This is a genomic window from Myxacorys sp., from assembly GCF_059501405.1.
In genome coordinates this window covers 59,276-77,316 of the sequence record NZ_JCACCM010000144.1, presented here as the reverse complement: position 1 = coordinate 77,316, position 18,041 = coordinate 59,276, and the positions used below count along the sequence as shown (strand labels likewise).

The 18,041-nt window shown below is 49.3% G+C and carries 16 protein-coding genes; 4 read left to right on the top strand and 12 right to left on the bottom strand.

Going from position 1 to position 18,041, the window contains the following annotated elements:
- The first annotated feature begins 108 nt into the window (after positions 1-108).
- The gene (locus AC5I6P_RS19545; protein ID WP_495695454.1) at positions 109-3,273 is read left to right on the top strand and encodes an AAA family ATPase; all 3,165 of its coding nucleotides are present in this window, start codon (positions 109-111) and stop codon (positions 3,271-3,273) included.
- 256 nt (positions 3,274-3,529) lie between these two features.
- On the opposite strand, the gene AC5I6P_RS19540 is transcribed toward AC5I6P_RS19545, so the two are convergent.
- Positions 3,530-3,868 (bottom strand): P-II family nitrogen regulator, encoded by a 339-nt coding sequence (locus tag AC5I6P_RS19540; protein WP_495695453.1) that lies wholly within the window; start codon positions 3,866-3,868, stop codon positions 3,530-3,532.
- A gap of 293 nt (positions 3,869-4,161) precedes the next feature.
- The gene (locus AC5I6P_RS19535; RefSeq protein ID WP_495695452.1) at positions 4,162-4,740 is read right to left on the bottom strand and encodes a hypothetical protein; all 579 of its coding nucleotides are present in this window, start codon (positions 4,738-4,740) and stop codon (positions 4,162-4,164) included.
- A 408-nt stretch (positions 4,741-5,148) separates the two neighbouring features.
- Here AC5I6P_RS19535 and queF point away from each other — a divergent pair, with 408 nt between their 5' ends.
- Positions 5,149-5,544 carry a preQ(1) synthase gene (queF, locus tag AC5I6P_RS19530; protein WP_495695451.1) on the top strand — a complete coding sequence of 132 codons (396 nt, stop codon included), beginning with the start codon at positions 5,149-5,151 and terminating at the stop codon, positions 5,542-5,544.
- A gap of 13 nt (positions 5,545-5,557) precedes the next feature.
- Here the strand turns inward: queF and AC5I6P_RS19525 are convergent, their stop codons facing one another.
- The 4 genes from AC5I6P_RS19525 to AC5I6P_RS19510 all read right to left on the bottom strand — a co-directional run bounded on the left by AC5I6P_RS19525 (position 5,558) and on the right by AC5I6P_RS19510 (position 9,228).
- A complete protein-coding gene (locus AC5I6P_RS19525; RefSeq protein WP_495695450.1) occupies positions 5,558-5,947 on the bottom strand; it encodes a ribosomal maturation YjgA family protein in 390 nt (129 codons plus the stop codon).
- Positions 5,948-6,052: 105 nt separating this feature from the next.
- Positions 6,053-7,606 (bottom strand): circadian clock protein KaiC, encoded by a 1,554-nt coding sequence (gene kaiC, locus AC5I6P_RS19520; protein WP_495695449.1) that lies wholly within the window; start codon positions 7,604-7,606, stop codon positions 6,053-6,055.
- 127 nt (positions 7,607-7,733) lie between these two features.
- Entirely contained in the window at positions 7,734-8,048 is a 315-nt protein-coding gene (kaiB, locus tag AC5I6P_RS19515) for a circadian clock protein KaiB (protein WP_495695448.1), read from the bottom strand.
- A gap of 253 nt (positions 8,049-8,301) precedes the next feature.
- A complete protein-coding gene (locus AC5I6P_RS19510; protein ID WP_495695447.1) occupies positions 8,302-9,228 on the bottom strand; it encodes a circadian clock protein KaiA in 927 nt (308 codons plus the stop codon).
- A 495-nt stretch (positions 9,229-9,723) separates the two neighbouring features.
- Here AC5I6P_RS19510 and AC5I6P_RS19505 point away from each other — a divergent pair, with 495 nt between their 5' ends.
- Positions 9,724-13,002, top strand: coding sequence for an ATP-binding protein (locus tag AC5I6P_RS19505; RefSeq protein ID WP_495695446.1), 3,279 nt, complete (start codon positions 9,724-9,726; stop codon positions 13,000-13,002).
- A gap of 90 nt (positions 13,003-13,092) precedes the next feature.
- Here AC5I6P_RS19505 and AC5I6P_RS19500 read toward each other — a convergent pair whose 3' ends face one another.
- Positions 13,093-13,839, bottom strand: coding sequence for a creatininase family protein (locus AC5I6P_RS19500; protein ID WP_495695489.1), 747 nt, complete (start codon positions 13,837-13,839; stop codon positions 13,093-13,095).
- 148 nt (positions 13,840-13,987) lie between these two features.
- On the opposite strand from AC5I6P_RS19500, the gene btpA reads away from it, so the two are divergent.
- The gene (gene btpA, locus AC5I6P_RS19495) at positions 13,988-14,836 is read left to right on the top strand and encodes a photosystem I biogenesis protein BtpA (RefSeq protein WP_495695445.1); all 849 of its coding nucleotides are present in this window, start codon (positions 13,988-13,990) and stop codon (positions 14,834-14,836) included.
- A gap of 29 nt (positions 14,837-14,865) precedes the next feature.
- Here btpA and AC5I6P_RS19490 read toward each other — a convergent pair whose 3' ends face one another.
- The 5 genes from AC5I6P_RS19490 to AC5I6P_RS19470 form a co-directional block, all read right to left on the bottom strand.
- The gene (locus AC5I6P_RS19490) at positions 14,866-15,099 is read right to left on the bottom strand and encodes an IS66 family transposase (protein WP_495695444.1); all 234 of its coding nucleotides are present in this window, start codon (positions 15,097-15,099) and stop codon (positions 14,866-14,868) included.
- 115 nt (positions 15,100-15,214) lie between these two features.
- On the bottom strand, positions 15,215-15,385 hold the full coding sequence (locus AC5I6P_RS19485) for an IS66 family transposase (RefSeq protein ID WP_495695443.1): 171 nt from the start codon (positions 15,383-15,385) through the stop codon (positions 15,215-15,217).
- Between the two features lie 300 nt (positions 15,386-15,685).
- The gene (locus tag AC5I6P_RS19480) at positions 15,686-16,585 is read right to left on the bottom strand and encodes a glycine betaine ABC transporter substrate-binding protein (protein WP_495695442.1); all 900 of its coding nucleotides are present in this window, start codon (positions 16,583-16,585) and stop codon (positions 15,686-15,688) included.
- A complete protein-coding gene (locus AC5I6P_RS19475) occupies positions 16,582-17,208 on the bottom strand; it encodes an ABC transporter permease (protein ID WP_495695441.1) in 627 nt (208 codons plus the stop codon). The genes AC5I6P_RS19480 and AC5I6P_RS19475 overlap by 4 nt, the downstream gene beginning before the upstream one ends.
- Positions 17,209-17,253: 45 nt before the next feature.
- Positions 17,254-17,988, bottom strand: a complete 735-nt coding sequence (locus AC5I6P_RS19470) for an ABC transporter ATP-binding protein (protein ID WP_495695440.1) — start codon at positions 17,986-17,988, stop codon at positions 17,254-17,256.
- Between the last annotated feature and the right edge of the window lie 53 nt (positions 17,989-18,041).

The following is an 18,041-nucleotide window of genomic DNA, read 5'->3' as shown; positions in this document are numbered from 1 at the left end:
GCATCTGTACTGAGTCTCGTCCTCTAAGGACATCGGCACTGGGGCTTTGGTCAAGGGTGACTGGATTCTCCACATCCCCCACCCTACACTCCATCTCGCATCTCTCTTATGATTCCGCAGTCCCTCACGCTGAGAAATTTCCTGAGTTATCTCGACGCAACGCTCGATTTTCGAGGGCTGCACACAGCGTGCGTTTGCGGTGCGAATGGAGCAGGCAAATCGTCTCTGCTAGAGGCAATTTCTTGGGCAATTTGGGGCGAGAGCCGGGCAACTTCAGAAGACGATGTTATTCATGTTGGGGCAAAAGAAGCAAAGGTCGAGTTCATTTTTAGCATTCATCAGCAAACCTATCGCATTTTGCGATCGCGTCACCGCTCCCAAGGCGTTTCTCTAGAATTTCAGTCTCAAGATTCCACGGGTACACACTTCCGCTCCCTCACCGCGAAAACGGTTCGAGCGACACAGCAACTCATTTTTGATCATCTCAAGCTGGACTACGACACCTTCGTCAACTCAGCCTATCTTCGTCAAGGGCGCGCTGATGAATTCATGCTTAAGCGCCCTGCCGAGCGCAAGCAGATTTTGGCAGACCTACTCAAGTTGCAGCAGTACGACGACCTTGCTGAACAAGCAAAAGATCAGTCGCGCCAGTTCAAAGGACAAGTCGAACTGCTAGAGCGAAATTTGACTCGCGTTGAAGATCAGTTGCAACAGCGAGACGCGATCGCGCAAGAACGCACCCAGCTAGAACTTGCGCTCCAGCACCTCCAAGCAGAACAAGCCGCGAGAGCAGAACACCTCCAGCACCTCCAAGCGCGTCAGCATCAGCGACAGCACTATCAACAGCAATTGACGTGGCAACAGCAACAGCAACGCCACCTGACGCAAGATTGCCAACGGTTGCAAAAAGAGCTTGCTCAAGCCGAGCAGCAACGGCAGAGTTTAGGAATGCTGTTAGGTCAAGAAGGCGCGATCGTAGCGGGTTATGAACATTGGCAAACCCTACAAGCCCAAGAAGAAACTCTCGCTGCCAAATCGCAAGCCCATCAAATTGCTCAATCTCAACGACAACACTACCAGCAGCAGCAAACCGAAAAATTAAATACGTTGCACAGCCAGCTTCAGCAGCTTCAAACCCAAGATGCCGCCCTTGAGGAGCAACTCCAAGACATTGAACGTACGCTGACCAAAGAAGCAGATATTGCCGCCGGAGTAGAGCAGCTACAGCAGGCAAGAGCGCAACTGCAAACGCTCGATCAACGTCAACTGCAAGCCATGCCACTGATACAACGGCGACAGCAATTGCAGGCAACCCTCGATCGCGCCTCAACCCGGCTGGCAACGCGGTTAGAAGAACTCCGAACCTCTCTCCAGCAATTGCAGGCTCAGCAGCAGCGTCAACCCAACCTGCAACGGGCGGCTGTGGAAGTTGCCACTCGCATTGAAGCGTTAGAAAAATTGCAGGCGTATCAAGATCAAGTCCGCGATAAAGGACTTGAGCGACGTGCATTCATGGAACGACTTCAAGCGCAACAACGGGGCTACGAAACTCAGATTGCCGAAATTGACCATAAGATTCGACTGTTGCAAGCAGAAAATGTCATTGTTGAACCTGTTGTCTCTCGATCTGGTGAGGCGGGTGAGAGCGAATTGCTGGAGTTGCGCTCTGAGCTAACTTCGACGTTAACCCAGGCCGCAACAGTCACGAAATCTAAGCCGTCATCCTTCGTTCAATCTCAAAACTTTCCGCCCTGCCCCTTGTGCAGTCGTCCTTTGGATGAGCATCACTGGCAGCTAGTTCAACAAAAGCATCACGAGGAGAAACAGGAGGTGTTGGCGCAATTGTGGGTCGTTCGCGAACAACTCACCGTTTCTGAACGAGAAATCCAAGTGTTGCGGCAAGAGTACCTGGAGATTGATCAAAAACTTAAACAGTATGGGCAAAATTTAGAACGGCGCGGACAATTGCAAGAGCAATTGCAAACCACAGTAGAAGCCCAAAAAAAATTAGAACAACTGAATGCAGAAGCAATTCAAGTTGACTCAACCTTAAAGTCTAGAGCGTTTGAGCAGGAGTTACAGCAAGAGCTAGAATTGCTCGATCAAAGCCTGCACCAGATCAGCTACGATGAGCGCGACCATGCTTTAGCTCGTGGAGCAGTTGATCGCTGGCGATGGGCAGAAATCAAATTTGTTGAGATTAAGCAAGCTCGAAAACGCCAGGAACAGATTGCCAAGCGGCAGCCGGAACTGCGATCGCAAATCTCCATCCTCGAACAGCAGATCGAGGCGCTAAACCATCATCTCGCGATCGCGCTGGCTGATCGCGATCGACAGCTTGCGGAAATTGGCTACAACCTCAACCAACACAATGCGATTCGCACGGCATTGCGTAACGCTCAATCGTGGCAGCTTCGCTATCAAGAACTGTGCCAAGCCCAACAGCACTATCCTCAAGTGCAGCAACGACTTCAAGAACTCGCTCAAACGCTGCATGTCCGCAAAACCGATCTGACGACAATCATCCATCAGTGTCAAGAATTGGTTCACCTTCTGGAGCAAACCCCCGATCTGACACCCCACATTCAAACGTTGGAACAGCAAATTCAACAACAGCGACTTCAGCTTGACCAACAGATTGTTCAACTCGGGCGAGTTCAGCAGCAGCAACAGCAGCAAGAGGCGCTGAGTCAGGAGTATGAAACGTTAGTTGCTCAACTGCAAACTGCTCGTCAGCAGAGCCGCGTTTATGGAGAACTCGCGCAAGCATTCGGCAAAAACGGGATTCAGGCGTTGATGATTGAGAACGTTTTGCCGCAGCTCGAAGCTGCCACCAATCAAATTTTGTCTCGCCTTAGTGCCAATCAGTTACATGTCCAGTTTGTGACTCAGCGTGCCCGAAATGCCAAGTCTAAAATTACAAAGGCAATGGAGACACTCGATATTCTGATTGCCGATGCTCACGGAACTCGGCCCTATGAAACCTATTCGGGTGGTGAAGCGTTTCGAGTTAATTTTGCGGTGCGGCTAGCGTTGGCGCGGTTATTGTCGCAGAGATCGGGTACAGCGCTGCAAATGCTGATTGTCGATGAAGGGTTTGGCAATCAAGACCAAGACGGCTGCGATCGCTTGATTGCGGCTATTAATGCGATCGCGCCTGAATTCGCCTGTATTCTCACCATTACTCACATGCCTTACTTCCGCGAAGCCTTCCAAGCTCGCATCGAAGTCACGAAAACTCAAAACGGCTCACAGATTGCCTTGTGTTTGTAAACCTATTCGATGTAAGCACTCAAAACACGGATGATTCGTTAATGCTTCAGAAGGTGCTTAAAAGACGAGTTTTAAAGCGATCTTTTGGGGCTTGAAGCGATCGCAAATACTTCTATAGTCTTGAACCATCCGCTCCGCTTCACATTCATATCGATCTTGATCGCAAGCAAAGTAACCTTCAACTAAAAAAAGGCAACTCCAGTGTGGAATTGCCTGTAATGTCTGGAACAGTAAATCGATAAAAATTCAGAAGAAACTAAACTGCCTCGAAGTTCTTCTCTCCCGTCCGAATCCGAACGACTTGATCAACTGGACTAATGAAGATCTTTCCATCTCCAATTTCTCCAGTTCTTGCCGCCACGATGATTTTGTCTACCACCATGTCTACTTGTTCATCTTCGATCACAATTTCAACTTTAAGTTTCTGTAAAAACTCGACCGTATACTCCGAGCCACGATAACGCTCTGTTTGACCTTTCTGCCGTCCGAATCCTCGGACTTCAGAAACCGTCATACCCACGATTCCGGCATTGACTAGAGCAATCTTGACTTCATCAAGTTTAAACGGGCGAATAATAGCCTCAACCTTTTTCAAGCGCCTACACTCCTTATGTTTCCGCTATATCAACAGCATGACTCTATCTATCATCGTTACATAGATTAAGTTTGTAACAAGTAATACATTTTATTCCAATGTAGGAGTCACGCTGTCACACCTAATCCTAAAGTGTCCCACAATCGCACCGCGATTTGCTTAAAAAACTATTTCAGGGTCACTACTCCGTATTTCGTTTTATCACGAAATCATTGAGATACTTCGCAATTCTCTCAAACAAATGTGATCCGTGGAAGTTTCGCAAAACCAATCGCGGCACTTTAATCTATTCGTTATTTTGAAGCCGGAGACGGCAGCAGCGGACGTACGATCAAGAAGCCTGCACCAAAGGCAGTCACCACAATTAACGCGATCGCAACCCCTAACCACCATCCACTTAACTGGTTACCTGATGACTCCGACTCTGGCAAAAGCTTGCGGCGGGGCTTGCTGTCTTGCTCGATCACCAGCGTTTCAGGAGGAAACGGAGAATCGAGATTGGGCAACTTAGATAGCATCGGCGCGCGCGGAGTTACTGGGGCGGCGATTGGAGCGATCTCTAATTGAGGTAGTGTTTCAAAGCGAGACGGCGTTAAACTTTCCTCAACAACTGAGTTTCCAGCAGAGGTGCGCGAAACACTTTGAGCCGCTTGGCGCAAATTCAGCGCGGACTGGACGGCTTTCTCAATTTCTTGATGCAAGTGCCGATTTTGCTGGGTCAACTGCTGATTTTGCTGCTTTATCTCGTCTAGAGCGGCTTTGGTCGCTTGCAGTTCGGCAGTCACTTCTCGGTAGAGTGAGATTGGAACTGAAGGAGCATAGGAAGGTGAGGACGAGGGAACTGCCTGTCCAGCGTTAGTTACATTTCGCATGGGGTTTGAATTCATTGGGTTCGGATCAACGTAGAAGTGAAGTTCAAAGTTGGGTTAAATCGCTAGAGGCAGTTCCACAATCGTTATGCCTGGTCATGTCTTACGTTTTTCTGCCATAAGAATAGCTGCAATTACACCAAGCAATGCGCTAATAGTCAAGGTTTTTCTGAGAAAAGTAATGTTTTTCCGTAAAACTGAGGATCTTGAGGTCGCTAGTTTGATGAGAGGGGATCACTATCAGAGATCTGGAGAAGGAAATCGGTTGTGTTCTGTAGATTCAAATTGGTTTTTATTCAACGTTTTGCAAGTGAAGAAGGGCTAACGGCTTCGCTTATGGCTAGATTCTTATGGTTAGAGCAGAATTGATAGAATCAAAACACTGAACTATATAGACCAGGCTGGCTAGACATGTCTCAAACTCAAGAAACGCAGGTAAAGTACGGAGAACGGCTGATTGAAGAAGGCAACTTAATTACGTTCCCCAATCCTCGAGCGGGACGTCGCTATACCATCAACATTACGCTGCCTGAATTTACCTGCAAGTGTCCGTTTTCTGGCTATCCTGATTTTGCGACGATCTATGTCACCTACACGCCCGATCAGCGTGTGGTTGAACTGAAAGCGATTAAGCTGTACATCAATAGCTACCGCGATCGCTATATCTCCCACGAAGAAGCCGCCAACCAAATTTTAGATGACATCGTAGCGGCTTGCGATCCGCTCGAAATCACAGTGAAAGCAGACTATACACCGCGGGGCAACGTTCACACCGTCGTCGAAGTGACGCACAGCAAAGCGGTCTAAGCTATTCTTAAGTTTAAGCCATCCTTTGCCAGCGGCGCAGTCCCTCTAGCCACAGCCACCCCATCACACTGCCGATGAAGTAGGGCGGAAAATCTGACCAGGAAAAGGTATTGCCAAGCACAAGCCGTCCGGGAAGGGTGGCGCGAAGGGCTTGAAGCCATGATGGTTGCCAGAGTTGCAGCACCTCGATCGCACAGGTGGCAAGACTGACTGCGATCGCAATTCTCAATGGCGGTATTTTGGGATAGAGAAGCTGAACCAGCAAAATCCAAAACACTTCATAGGCAAGGCTGCCCAGAGCGTCGTGAAGACTGTTAGGCAGCCAACCCTGGGAAAATCGAACCCCATACCCAACTGGAATAATGAACAAAATGCTGACCAGCAATGCAACGCGGTAGGGCATAAGACGCGCAATTAGAAACGTAGAGTCGGCGTTCGTACTTAATCGATTAAAGTCCAGCGACTAAAATTCAGTGATTAAAGTTAAGCCAAGATTAGCCGCCCTAAATCATAACGTGCCCTCTTTCAATCCTTTTGTGATCCGCGCCAAATCCGATTTTTCGTCCACCGCAACTCGTGTCGGAGAGCCGCTAATGATGCGCTCGAAGTTGCGGAACGAATCTTTAATCTCAGGGCCTTGAGCGCTAATCGTGTACTCGCGAATGCCCTTATCGTGCCAAGAGCCACGCATCTTAAACACATTCAGCGCCCGCGACATTTCCCCTCGAATTTCGACATATTGCAGCATCAAGATTGTATCGGTGATCGTCGAAATGTGGGTGTCGGTGATCGAATGCGATCCCATAAATTGATCGGTTGTGTTGGTGAAGAATCCTGTAATTTCTTCTTGTTTGGCAAAGCCAGTCACACCAATCACAAATTGACGGAAGGCATTGTTGCTTACTCCCCGTGCTAAGGCAGACAACGAATCGATCGCAATCCGGGACGGCTTAAACTCAGCAATCTCTGACTTGATAATCTGCAAATGATCCTCTAGTCCCGCCGATTCAGGATAGGCGCAAATGATCTTGAGCAACCCTTTCTGCTCTAAGTCCTCAAAATCAATGCCCCACGAGTAGGCGTTACGCGACAGTTGAGCGCGCGATTCTTCGTAGGCAAACAGGATTGCGCGATCGCCGCGTTGACAGGCCTCTTGCAAAAACTTGCTCACCAGCAGGGTCTTGCCCGTCCCGGTTGCGCCCGTTGCCAAAATAATCGAGTCTTTGAAAAAACCGCCGCCACACATTTGATCTAGGGTCGTGACTCCCGACGACACCCGCACGTTTGACGATCGCTGGGTTAATCTCATCGCGCCTAGCGGGAAGATATTGATGCCGTCGTTGGTGATCGTGAATGGATACTCCCCTTTCATGTGGGTTGTTCCGCGCAGTTTGAGAATTTCAATCGTGCGGCGACGACGTTCTCCTTCTAAAACATTGCGCACGATCGCAACATTATCAGAGACAAATTCTTCGACGCCAAACCGAGCGACCGGACCGTACTCTTCCACCCGTTCGGTCGTCATGATCGTGGTTGCGCCAACTTGCTTTAGGCGTGCCACCAAGCGAAAAATTTCTCGGCGCACCACCGATGCGGCATCATACTGCTGAAACACGGCTGTAACCGAGTCGATCGATACACGCCGCGCTTTGTACTTGCGAATTGCGTATTGAATCCGTTCAATCAGGGCAGACAGATCAAAACTGCCGACCACATCTTGCCCTTCTGGGTCAGGAGACGCATCTAAGATAAACAGCTTACCTTCATCGATCAACTGTTGCAGATCCCATCCAAAGCTAAGTGCGTTTTTAATCACGTCGGCTGGAGACTCTTCAAACGTGACAAAGATCCCCGGCTCATCAAATTGAGTAATTCCGTGATAGAGAAACTGAACGGCAAATAAGGTTTTTCCAGTTCCAGACGTGCCACTAACGAGAGTTGTTCGTCCAACGGGCAAACCTCCATGACTGATGTCATCGAAGCCCTCAATCATTGTCTGGATCTTTTGAACGCCTACCATTTCTAACGAACTGCGAGGATCGGTCTGATTAATCGAATTCATAAGAGTAGTTATCAAGCATGCGGAGCGAGGCTCCTAAAATTGAAGGCTAGACCTGTTACATTTTTACATTGAATCACCTAAAAAACTTGATAAATCAGGGCTTTGCTTCCAATATATCGGCAGTATGTTACCGTTCCATTTCCTCTTCGCGCAATTCTTCGTACAAGAGATCAAGACCGATCAATACTTTTTCTCGATCAGAGAGATCTCCAATGATTCTGCGCACAGGTGGAGGCAAAATTTTGGCTAATGTGGGCGTTGCCAGGATCTTATCTTCTTCCGCAAGTTGAGGGTTTTTAAGTACATCAATGACTTTCAGGGCGTAGACGCCTTGAAACTCTTTTTCAAGGATGTTGTTTAGGGTTTTTAAGGCACGAATTGAGTTCGGCGTGTTCCCTGCAACGTACAGTTTTAGAACGTAGGTTTTCCGTAGTGAACTCATAATTGACCCTTATTTTTTGAGCGCTTTAGAAGATACGCAAAAAATCATTTTGGAGGATAGATAGCAGATAAAAATCACTAAGAATTGTAGATTAATTTACCTCCGGTGCGTCAGGTATGCTCAGCAAAAGCCTTGAATTTAATTGAATTGCGATCGATCATGCGATCGACATAAAGATACAAGCTCTGAATCAAAGGCTGGGCAGGCGCTAATTCGGATTTGCGTTATTAAGCCCCAAAGATACAGAGGAAATTTACGATTCGCGAGGAACTGATCGTCGATACATCTCACACAAATGCGCGATCGTATCGATCAGCGTTAACCGATAATCGAGCAACACCTCCTCACTCCGGCCTTCTAATTTTAGCTGCTTAGAAAACTCGTCCATAAAGTCCATGTGAATCTCTACAATTTGCGCCACTGGAATATCCGCAAAAAAGGCAGCATTAACAAAATTATCAACCTTTTGGTTGAGATCAACGTCTTCTGTAAAATACGTCAAAATAATTTCTCGATAGTCTTTTCGCAACTGAGCTAACAGCGCATGGCGCTCTGTCGGAGGTAGATGACGCAAAAAATCTTGGGGATTTCGCTTGTAGTAGACGCCCAAATATCCCAATCGCTCTTTCAGTTTGTCGGTGAGCCGCCGCTGTTGCAGCATGAGAAAATTTTGGGTTGTTAACTCTCGGGTCAGGTCAAGGCCTGCGGTGCTATCGGGTAAACGGCAGGACGGAGAGAGATTCAAAAATGCTGCGATCGCAGAATCAATGTACTCCGTGATCTGCTTTAGCTGATCGAGTGGCACTCGAATCTCAGCCGTGTGGTAGATCGGGGCAACAGACGTCACTCCGGTCTTACTGGCTTCCGGGTCGGTGACAGTGTCGGGGTCAAGAATCACCGTTGGCAAGAGCGTTGCCTGAGCGTGCAGCCAGTCGATCAGCTGAGGAAGGGGTTGTCCATCTTGCAAGATCAAACAGTCAAGCTGCTGCTTCTCGCGCTCGATTAAGTCAAAGAAGGCGGCTTGCGAGTCGGGTTGCACAACCTTGTAGCGCTCATCATCGAACATTGACACCAGCGATCCTTCGGAGCTTGGTGAAGCCAATCGGGCCAATGCTAGAGAGTTAACAAAAATACAGATAAATAGTCGCGGACGAATGCCGGAAGGGGATGAAGCGGTCAAGGCTGACTAACCCTGCGAAATGACATAAAACAATCTAAGAATAAATCTTAAACAGTGAGAGTAAGGAATGCAATGGAACAAACTCAATCACTCAGGTCAGAGAGCATCTTAATGATTGGCATCATAAGGATTTGGACTACGCTATGATGGAGAGTCTCAAAAACAATCTGCTGAAAGACTTCTTAATGATTATTTAAACCTTATCGTACATTGTTCATTATAATGACAAGAGGAGATAACCTTGATCAGAAGTTCGGAAGTAAGTGGTTCTCCTAATATATAAAAAACTTGATTTCAGGCCTTGCCTTCAAGTAGTTTCGGCAACAAGGCTCTGCAAAAGACACAGTAATTTAAGGCTTAGCCAATTATCTTAGTAATAGTATTTCTGGTGACGATACCTAATTCTTTTAATTGCACAGATAATTGCACAGAGTTGACAACTGACTAACATGTAAGCGTTGACGCTCTTGATGGTTAGCTCCATGGCAGGTCTCAATGGTTATGCTCAATGCTAAGTTCCGTGAGTTTATTGAACCTGCCCCCGTTTGTTCCGCCTCGGCAGGCATTTCGATCGCGGCTGAACTGGTTCACCAGCAGGCGTGCGATCGCATCGTAATGATTGACGACTCGAAGTATCCTGTTGGTTTAGTCCATCTCCACCAACTGCTGCCTTTCTTGAGAGCAGATTGCGTCCACCAACCCCTTTCAACGCTACTTAACACTGGCTCGCTGCCCTGTGTTATGCAGGATCAGATGCTAAGCGATTATGCTGCAGAACTGGAGTATTCTCCGGTGCGATTTTGGGCAGTCATCGATTGCGATCGCAACTATTTGGGCATTGTCGATATTTTCTACCTGCGGAAGTTCTTAGCGATCTCGACCTCAGACGACCGAGATGATAGCTTGAGAACTGATCTTGACGCGGTTCTCGCCTGCGACTTTGAAAGAATTCCCCTAGAGTGCAATGAAGACACCGGAGCGGGTGCAACATTAACGACACTGACCAACATTTCTGAGTCACAAATTCCTGAGTCGCGGCATCAGCTTCAACCAGAAGGCCTACCAGAAGCCGCCGAATTGCCTGCTGATATGGTGCGCCTGAAGCGGCAGTTGCGCTGGCAGATCGATCAGCTCCGGACTCAGGTTCAAACGCGTTCTCTGGTCGCTTCGACTAAAGCATCGCTTTCGACGAGCTTAGCAGAGCCAGTCGCGGCGCTGCGATCGCTGATGCAATTTTTAGAGCGCTTACCGTTGCCGCTCATGCTGCAAACGACCGCAGGCGATGTCGTGGCTCGAAACATACACTGGCAACAGCAGTTGGGCGATTTAGTCGATCCGGGCTGGGTGCAACGCGAAGCCGCCGCCATTTTAGAATATGCGATGCCGCCGCCCGAAGCCGACGTCAACCGACAGTCGTTAGAAAATACGGTCGGGCATTTGGATGAGGAGGAACTGCCTCTGGCGGTGGGTTCGTGCCAGGTAGGTGCCACTCCCAATACCTGTATTTGCATTTGCCCATTAAAGAGTGGACAAGAAAGGACTCTACAGTTTATCAAGATTCCGCTAGGTGACTTACTATCGGGGCGGAAGTTAGAGATATTCTCAGCTGTCCCATCTTGGTCAGAGTTGCCGTTTAGGCTGGCGACGCTGGACGGAGTGCAACCCGGAATGCGCCTGTCATCTCCCGCCTTGCCCGAAGAAGATTTGTGGCTTGTGCTAGCACAGGATGTCACCGAGCAACATCATCTGGCTAGAGAATTAGCGGCTAAAAATGCAGATTTGGTTCACCTCAATCGGTTGAAGGATGAGTTTTTAGCCTGCATCAGCCACGAGTTGAGAACGCCTCTCACAGCAGTACTGGGCTTATCGGGTTTGCTCAAAGACCAGTTGTCTGGTTCGCTAAATGAGCGACAGGTGCGCTATGCCAACCTGATTCACAAAAGCGGGCGGCATTTGATGACGATCGTGAATGACATTCTCGATCTAACCCGCATAGAAAGCGGGCAATTAGAGTTAGCCCTAGAGCCAGTAACCATCGCAACCGTGTGCGATCGCGCCTTTGAGCAAGCCCAGAACCTCTGTTTTGAAGAACACGAATCAGACGCGAATTCAGGGAGTCCTGCCTTTAGCTACACGATCGAACCAGGGCTAGAAACATTGGTGGCAGACGAATTGCGGCTGCGTCAAATGCTGGTTCACCTCCTCTCCAATGCGTTGAAGTTCACCGAGGCTTCGGGGCTCATCGGGCTGGATGTGAGCTTATGGGAAGGCTGGATTGCCTTTACCGTATGGGATACAGGAATTGGAATTCCGGCAGAAAAACAACATCTTATTTTTCAGAAATTCCAGCAGCTTGAGAACCCGTTGACGCGACGGTTTGAAGGGGCAGGACTCGGACTTGTGCTGACGCAACGCTTAGCGCGGCTTCACGGCGGCGATATTTCCTTTACCTCTGAAGAACATCAGGGCAGCCAATTTACGCTGTTGCTGCCGCTGACGCACCCGCAGCCGACTCGAACCATTGGCGGAACGACCCATCGCCCGACTCAAAATCGGTTGGTGCTGATTGTAGAAGCCGTGGTGCAATCGCTCGAAAACTTGGCTCAGCAACTAGGTGAACTCGGCTATCGCTTCGTCGTCGCGCGTTCGGGAACCGAAGCGGTCGAAAAAGCTCGTCGCTTGCAGCCCTGCGCGGTGTTTCTCAATCCGCTTTTACCGACCCTATCGGGGTGGGATGTGCTGACGCTTTTAAAAGCCGATGCCCAAACGCGAGGCATTCCTGTGATTGTCATGGGGACTCGCAACGATCGCACCTCTGCCTACCGCAATCAGGCAGACGGGTTTTTAAGCTTGCCCATTGCTAAAAAGCCGCTTAAGCAGATTCTCAGCCAGTTTACTGAAGCAGCGTCTATTGAGTCCTCTGAGCCTGAGACAAACTTGGTTGTGCTGCGAATCAGTCCGACTCGGTACGCTGATCTGCATCGGTCACGCCATGAAGCGGTGATCGATCTCAATGCGCTGCTGCATAGCCACAACTACCGCGTTCTCGAAGCCGATGATTTAGAGCAAGCGGAGCTACTCGCTCAGGTTTGGAAGCCCAATGTCGTTGTGCTTGATCCAGTGATGCCCGATCCAGCGGCATATTTAAAGCGGTTGGGTGAGCAATCGTTTCTTTCCTCCTTGCCCCTCGTGACGCTCGATACTGCCACCACTCAAGCGGCGAACCAGGTGTCTGGCTTGACCGTCTTTCCGTGCCTAGCGCCCCTCGTTGAGCCATCGGTTTCTGCTGAACAGTCAGAAACGTCGGCATTACTTCAGGTGATTCAGGTTGCGGCAGGGTTTGCGTGGCGTCCGTTGGTGTTGGCGCTCGATGCGGCGAGGTTAGGCAATGTGAAGGACGCCCATCCCAAAGAGTCGGAATGGCTGCAAGCGCTGATACAGTATCTGCAAACGGCTGGGTTTCGGGGAATGGTGGCGCGATCGCACTCCGAAGCGCTACAAAAACTTCAAACTAGAAGCGTCGATTTGCTGCTGGTCTATTGGCATGAAACTGATTTGGACGGCTCTAGCCGAGATGTCCTGAATGCGATCGAACAGTTGCCTTACAAGCCGCCTGTTCTCGTGATCGATCATTACTCAACGGCAGATGGCATTCGGTCCAGCCAGTTAGAGGATGAGATTTTTGCGCTGTTAAATAGCCTTTCTACCCACACTCTTCCGCCGTTGCCGATGGAAGAATTGCTAAGCCAAATTAACCAAATTTTGACGAATTGAGTTTGGCTCTACGTAGGTTTCACTCTCTGCCTTCCTGGAGTGGGTAATATTGTGGACCTGTTGATCACTACAACACTACCGGTTGTCAAATTATGCGGCGGCCAGAAACTTGAGGTAGGCTTCACTCATTTCCTCAACCGCTAACTGGTAGAACTGCTGCCCGTGTTCTGGAGTCGCTAGGGCAGGATTTGACCCCATTCGTCCATCAGGGTATCGCTGACGAAAATCGACAGCGCTATAAATTCGGTGGTCTTTTGATACAGCTTCACTGAGGGGCGCATGTTTAATGGATGCTGGATAAACGTACTGCGTTAGCGCTACTTCACTCGGCGTTGCGTGAGAGCCTTCCTGGTCGCCGTATAATTCTTTCGCTAGCTTATAAACTGAACTGCCCATATACCAATTACTGACTTGACATTGAATCAAGTGGCTGTGGGGAATGCCGATTTCTGCTAGATGAGCGTAGGTTTCAGAAAAGGCGGCTTTTAAAGTCGCGACATTTCCGCCGTGTCCATTGATGAAGAAGAATTTGTGAAAGCCAGCTTTTGCTAAAGAAGTGAGGTAGTCACGAATTAGCAGAATCATCGTGCTGGGGCGGAGGCTAATACTTCCCGGAAAAGCGGTATGATGGAGCGCCATGCCAACCTGAATGGTCGGTGCAACGAGGGCTTGGGTGGCGTCTCCAACTCCATGCGCGATCGCTTCTGCACAAATTGCATCCGTCCCTATCAACCCGGTAGGGCCATGCTGTTCGGTTGATCCGATCGGAAAAATAATGCCTCTGGAGTGTTCGAGATAGGTCTCGACTTCTTGCCAGGTACTGAGGTGGAGTAACATAGTCAACGTGTCTAAAATCAGAGGTTAGCAGTTTATGAAGATGGTGGGGTCTCCTCGGGTACGCTAAGACGTTATCATTTTCAGTAGTGATGTTGCTCAGAAAGCCGATTGTTTAGGCCTTCTACTATTTAGGCATTGTTTAGGCATTGTGGACTTAAACCAAGTATTCAAAACTCCGAATCCCGTCATTGGCGTCGTGCATTTGCTGCCGTTGCCGACTTCTCCGCGTTGGGGAGGCAGTCTCAAAGCGGTGATCGATCGAGCAGAGCAAGAAGCAACGGCTCTCGCGGCAGGTGGCGTCGATGGCATGATTGTTGAAAACTTTTTTGATGCGCCCTTTCCCAAGGATCAAGTTGACCCTGCGGTGGTGAGCGCGATGACGGTTGTGGTGCAACGGCTAATGAACCTTGTGACGCTGCCAATTGGGCTGAATGTGCTGCGGAATGATGCCCGCAGTGCACTTGCGATCGCGTCCTGCGTGCAGGCTCAATTCATCCGCGTCAACGTTTGGACGGGCATTATGGCAACCGATCAGGGCTTGATCGAGGGACGCGCTCACGAGCTAATGCGCTATCGTCGCGAGTTGGGCAGCGATGTCAAAATTATGGCAGATGTGCTGGTCAAACATGCTCGCCCTCTGGGATCGGTGAATTTGACGACAGCAGTACAAGATACGATCGAACGCGGCTTAGCCGATGCCGTGATTCTGTCTGGATGGGCGACGGGTAACCCGACGAGTCGAGAGGATCTTGAACTCGCTAGCGCTGCTGCCAACGGAACTCCGGTGTTTATCGGCAGTGGAGCCGACTGGGAAAACATTTCTGACCTGATGCACGCGGCAGATGGGGTGATTGTGTCGAGTTCGCTCAAGCGCCAAGGCAAGCGCGAAAATCCGATCGATCCAATTCGAGTCAGTCGGTTTGTCGAGGCGGCGCGGCGGAGTGTCCCGTTAGAGAACCCTAAGAAGTCTATTTCTTCAGTCAAGATGCATTCGTAGAGTTTAAGAAATAGGTAAAACGTAATTACTCAACCCAGTAGCCAATCGGTCTGTTGTGAGGTAAGGGCACGGGAAATAGCATCAAAGGCAGAGATGCCCTGACGCTTTGCCGTGTTGACCAGTGAGCGAACTTGAGCGAATAACTCCGCCCCCCAGTCCGAGCGGAACTCGTTGGTCACTTTGCGAAAGACACCACTCCAACGCAACGCCTGCTCACTGGAATTATTAGTCGGCGGAATCGGCTCATCGGTCAAACACAGCAACAGATGAGCGTGAATCTTCTAATAGCGTTTGAGCAACCTTTGTCCCTCGACCGATTTGGGGTTCAGATTCAAAATCTCCCGCAGTGAGCTGGATGCGCTGCTTGGGCTGAATAAATCAGACACCCAAACTTGGCGGTTGATGCCCCGCTACCACGCTATCAATGACCGTTTTGCCACGACTGGGACGAATCACATGCAAACACACCTGGTCGTTTTGAAACACCCATTCCCACTGGTTTTTCCCATTCACTCGTGCTCCTGTCTCATCACTACCAACCAATGGCAAAAGCTTATCATCTTCTGTCGAAGGTGAGCTTAAGTCAACCTAGTTGAGCAATTACTCTTGTTCTTCTCTACCTGCACCACAACCCAAAAAATATCCCGCTAGTCTCACAGGAAGTTAGCGGGAATGGATTTGTAGGAAGAGGGTTGGAACGCCTACTGCTACATTGACGGTACTGCAAAGATTCGGCTGCTGGGAGGAATGCGATCGACGGAAGGAGCGCTGTTCGGTCGCGGTGAACCAACCGGAGAAGATTGATCAGCTTGAGAGAATAGTGCTACGACTCGCTACGGGAAGCAAATCCTAAACGGCACTACCCAAATTTGATTGCAAAAACTCTTTCACCACTTGTTTCACATCCTCTTTTTTGCCATCCACGCGATAATTCAACTCGCGCATTTTCTGTTCAGAAAGTTTGCCACCAAGTTGATCGAGAACTTGACGCAAGTCGGGATGTTTTTGAAACAGGTCTTGACGCGCCACGGCAGCAGCTTGGTAAGGCGGAAAATAGCGCTTATCGTCTTCAAGCACTACTAGATCTTGCGCCGACAGCAATCCATCGGTTGTGTTACCTGCAACGAGGTCTACTTGTTTGTCTTGAAGCGCCCGGTAGAGCAGACCAAGATCTAACACTTTGGGTTGCCCTGCAAATTTCAGATTGTACGTTTTTGATAGACCCGGAAAGCCATCTTCGCGATTGAGAAATTCAAATCCAAATCCGGCCGTCCATTTTGGGGTTTGTGCTGCCGCCTGAGAAAGCGTTTTTAATTTGTATTGACGGGCATCTGCACCACGAATTACCATCGCAAATCCATTGTTGAAGCCAAAGGGTACGCTCCATGCCAGTTTAAACCGTCGAACATATTCATCTTTTACGGTCTCAAAAACCTGCTTTGGATCTGTGATGACAGGTAGCTTCAGAATCGTTGTATAAGCCGTTCCAGAATATTCTGGGTACAGATCAATCTGTCCATTTACGATGCCGTTGTGACAGACAAAGGTTCCACCGAGATTAAACTTTCGCTCGACTTGTAACTTTGTTTTGCTCTCAATCTGCTGCGCTAGGATTTCTCCTAAAATAACTTGTTCAGTGAAATTCTTAGTACCGATGACAATCTTATCTTGTGTCGGTTGGCAAGCCGCGATCGCACTGAGCAATCCCATCATCAGCAAGAACAACGCTACAAACTTTTTAACCTTCATTTCTTCACCGTAAGACGACGTTCAACCCAACCCAGAATAAAATCAGCGACGAGTGCTAAAATCGCTGCCGGAACCGCTCCCGCGAGGATAAGTTGATTATCCACCACAGCGACTCCCCGAAAAATAAACGTCCCTAACCCTCCTGCCCCCACAGCCGCCGCGATCGTTGCGAGTCCGATACTAATCACAGTTGCTACACGCACGCCTGCCAAAATCACGCCCAGAGCCAACGGCAGTTCGACCTGTAGCAGGAGTTGTCTGTCGGTCATGCCTAGCCCTCGTCCTGCTTCTCGAATGGCTGGATCGACGCTCATAATCCCAACGTATGTGTTGCGAATAATCGGCAGTAGAGAGTAGAGAATGAGCGCGACGATCGCGGTTCGCGCTCCGATGCCACCAATGATTGGAACGGGTAATAGAAGTCCAAACAGTGCCAAACTTGGAATGGTTTGCATCACGTTTGCGAATCCTAAAATCGGTGTTCTCAGTTGAGGTTTACGCGTGATCAAAATGCCAAGCGGAAGGCCGATTAGAATTGCGATCGCAGTCGCCACTAACACTAACGTTAAATGTTCTCCGGTAGATTGCAAAATTTCGTTGGCGTAACGAGTGAGAAAATCCATTCGGCTAATCCATTGAACTTAAATCCATTAAACCTAGAAGGGAGCTTAAGGGTACTCCGATTTGCGAGTGCTGAGAAACGCTTGGGCTTCGGGATGCTGCGATCGCGCAAAGTCGTGTGGGGTCGCCAGTTCTACTAATTGTCCCGCCTGCATTAAGCCAATCTGAGAACCGAGAGTAAAGGCTTCTCCAATATCGTGAGTCACGAAGACAACAGTTTTGCCTAACTGTTGCTGCAAGCGTTTGAACTCCCGCTGAAGTTCGACTCGCGTAATCGGATCAAGCGCGCCGAATGGCTCGTCCATCAGCAGAAGTGGCGGGTCGGCAGCTAAAGCTCTGGCAACTCCCACGCGCTGGCGCTGCCCACCAGAAAGCTCGTGAGGATAACGACGGGCAAATTGAGCCGGATCTAACCCAACAAGATGAAGTAATTCGTCTACTCTCGATTTGATGCGCTGGGAAGGCCATTTCTCTAGCGCCGGAACAACGCCAACGTTGCGCTCAATGGTCAAGTGAGGAAATAGACCGACCTCCTGAATCACGTATCCAATTCGCCGCCGTAGGTGAATCGGATTCCACGTTTGGGTGGAAACGCCTTCAACTTGGATTTCACCTGCTGTTGGGGTTAGCAAATGATTGATTAATCGCAAGGTTGTTGTTTTGCCGCAGCCGCTTCTCCCCAATAATACTAATGTCTCACCCTGATCAATGCTAAAACTTAGGTCAGAGAGTAAGGGGCGGCGTTCTAGAGAGTAGTAGACGTGACGGAACTCAACAACCATAGTCTGTCATTCATGATTCGTGAATTTGGTAAGCCGATCTCGGATATTAGGTC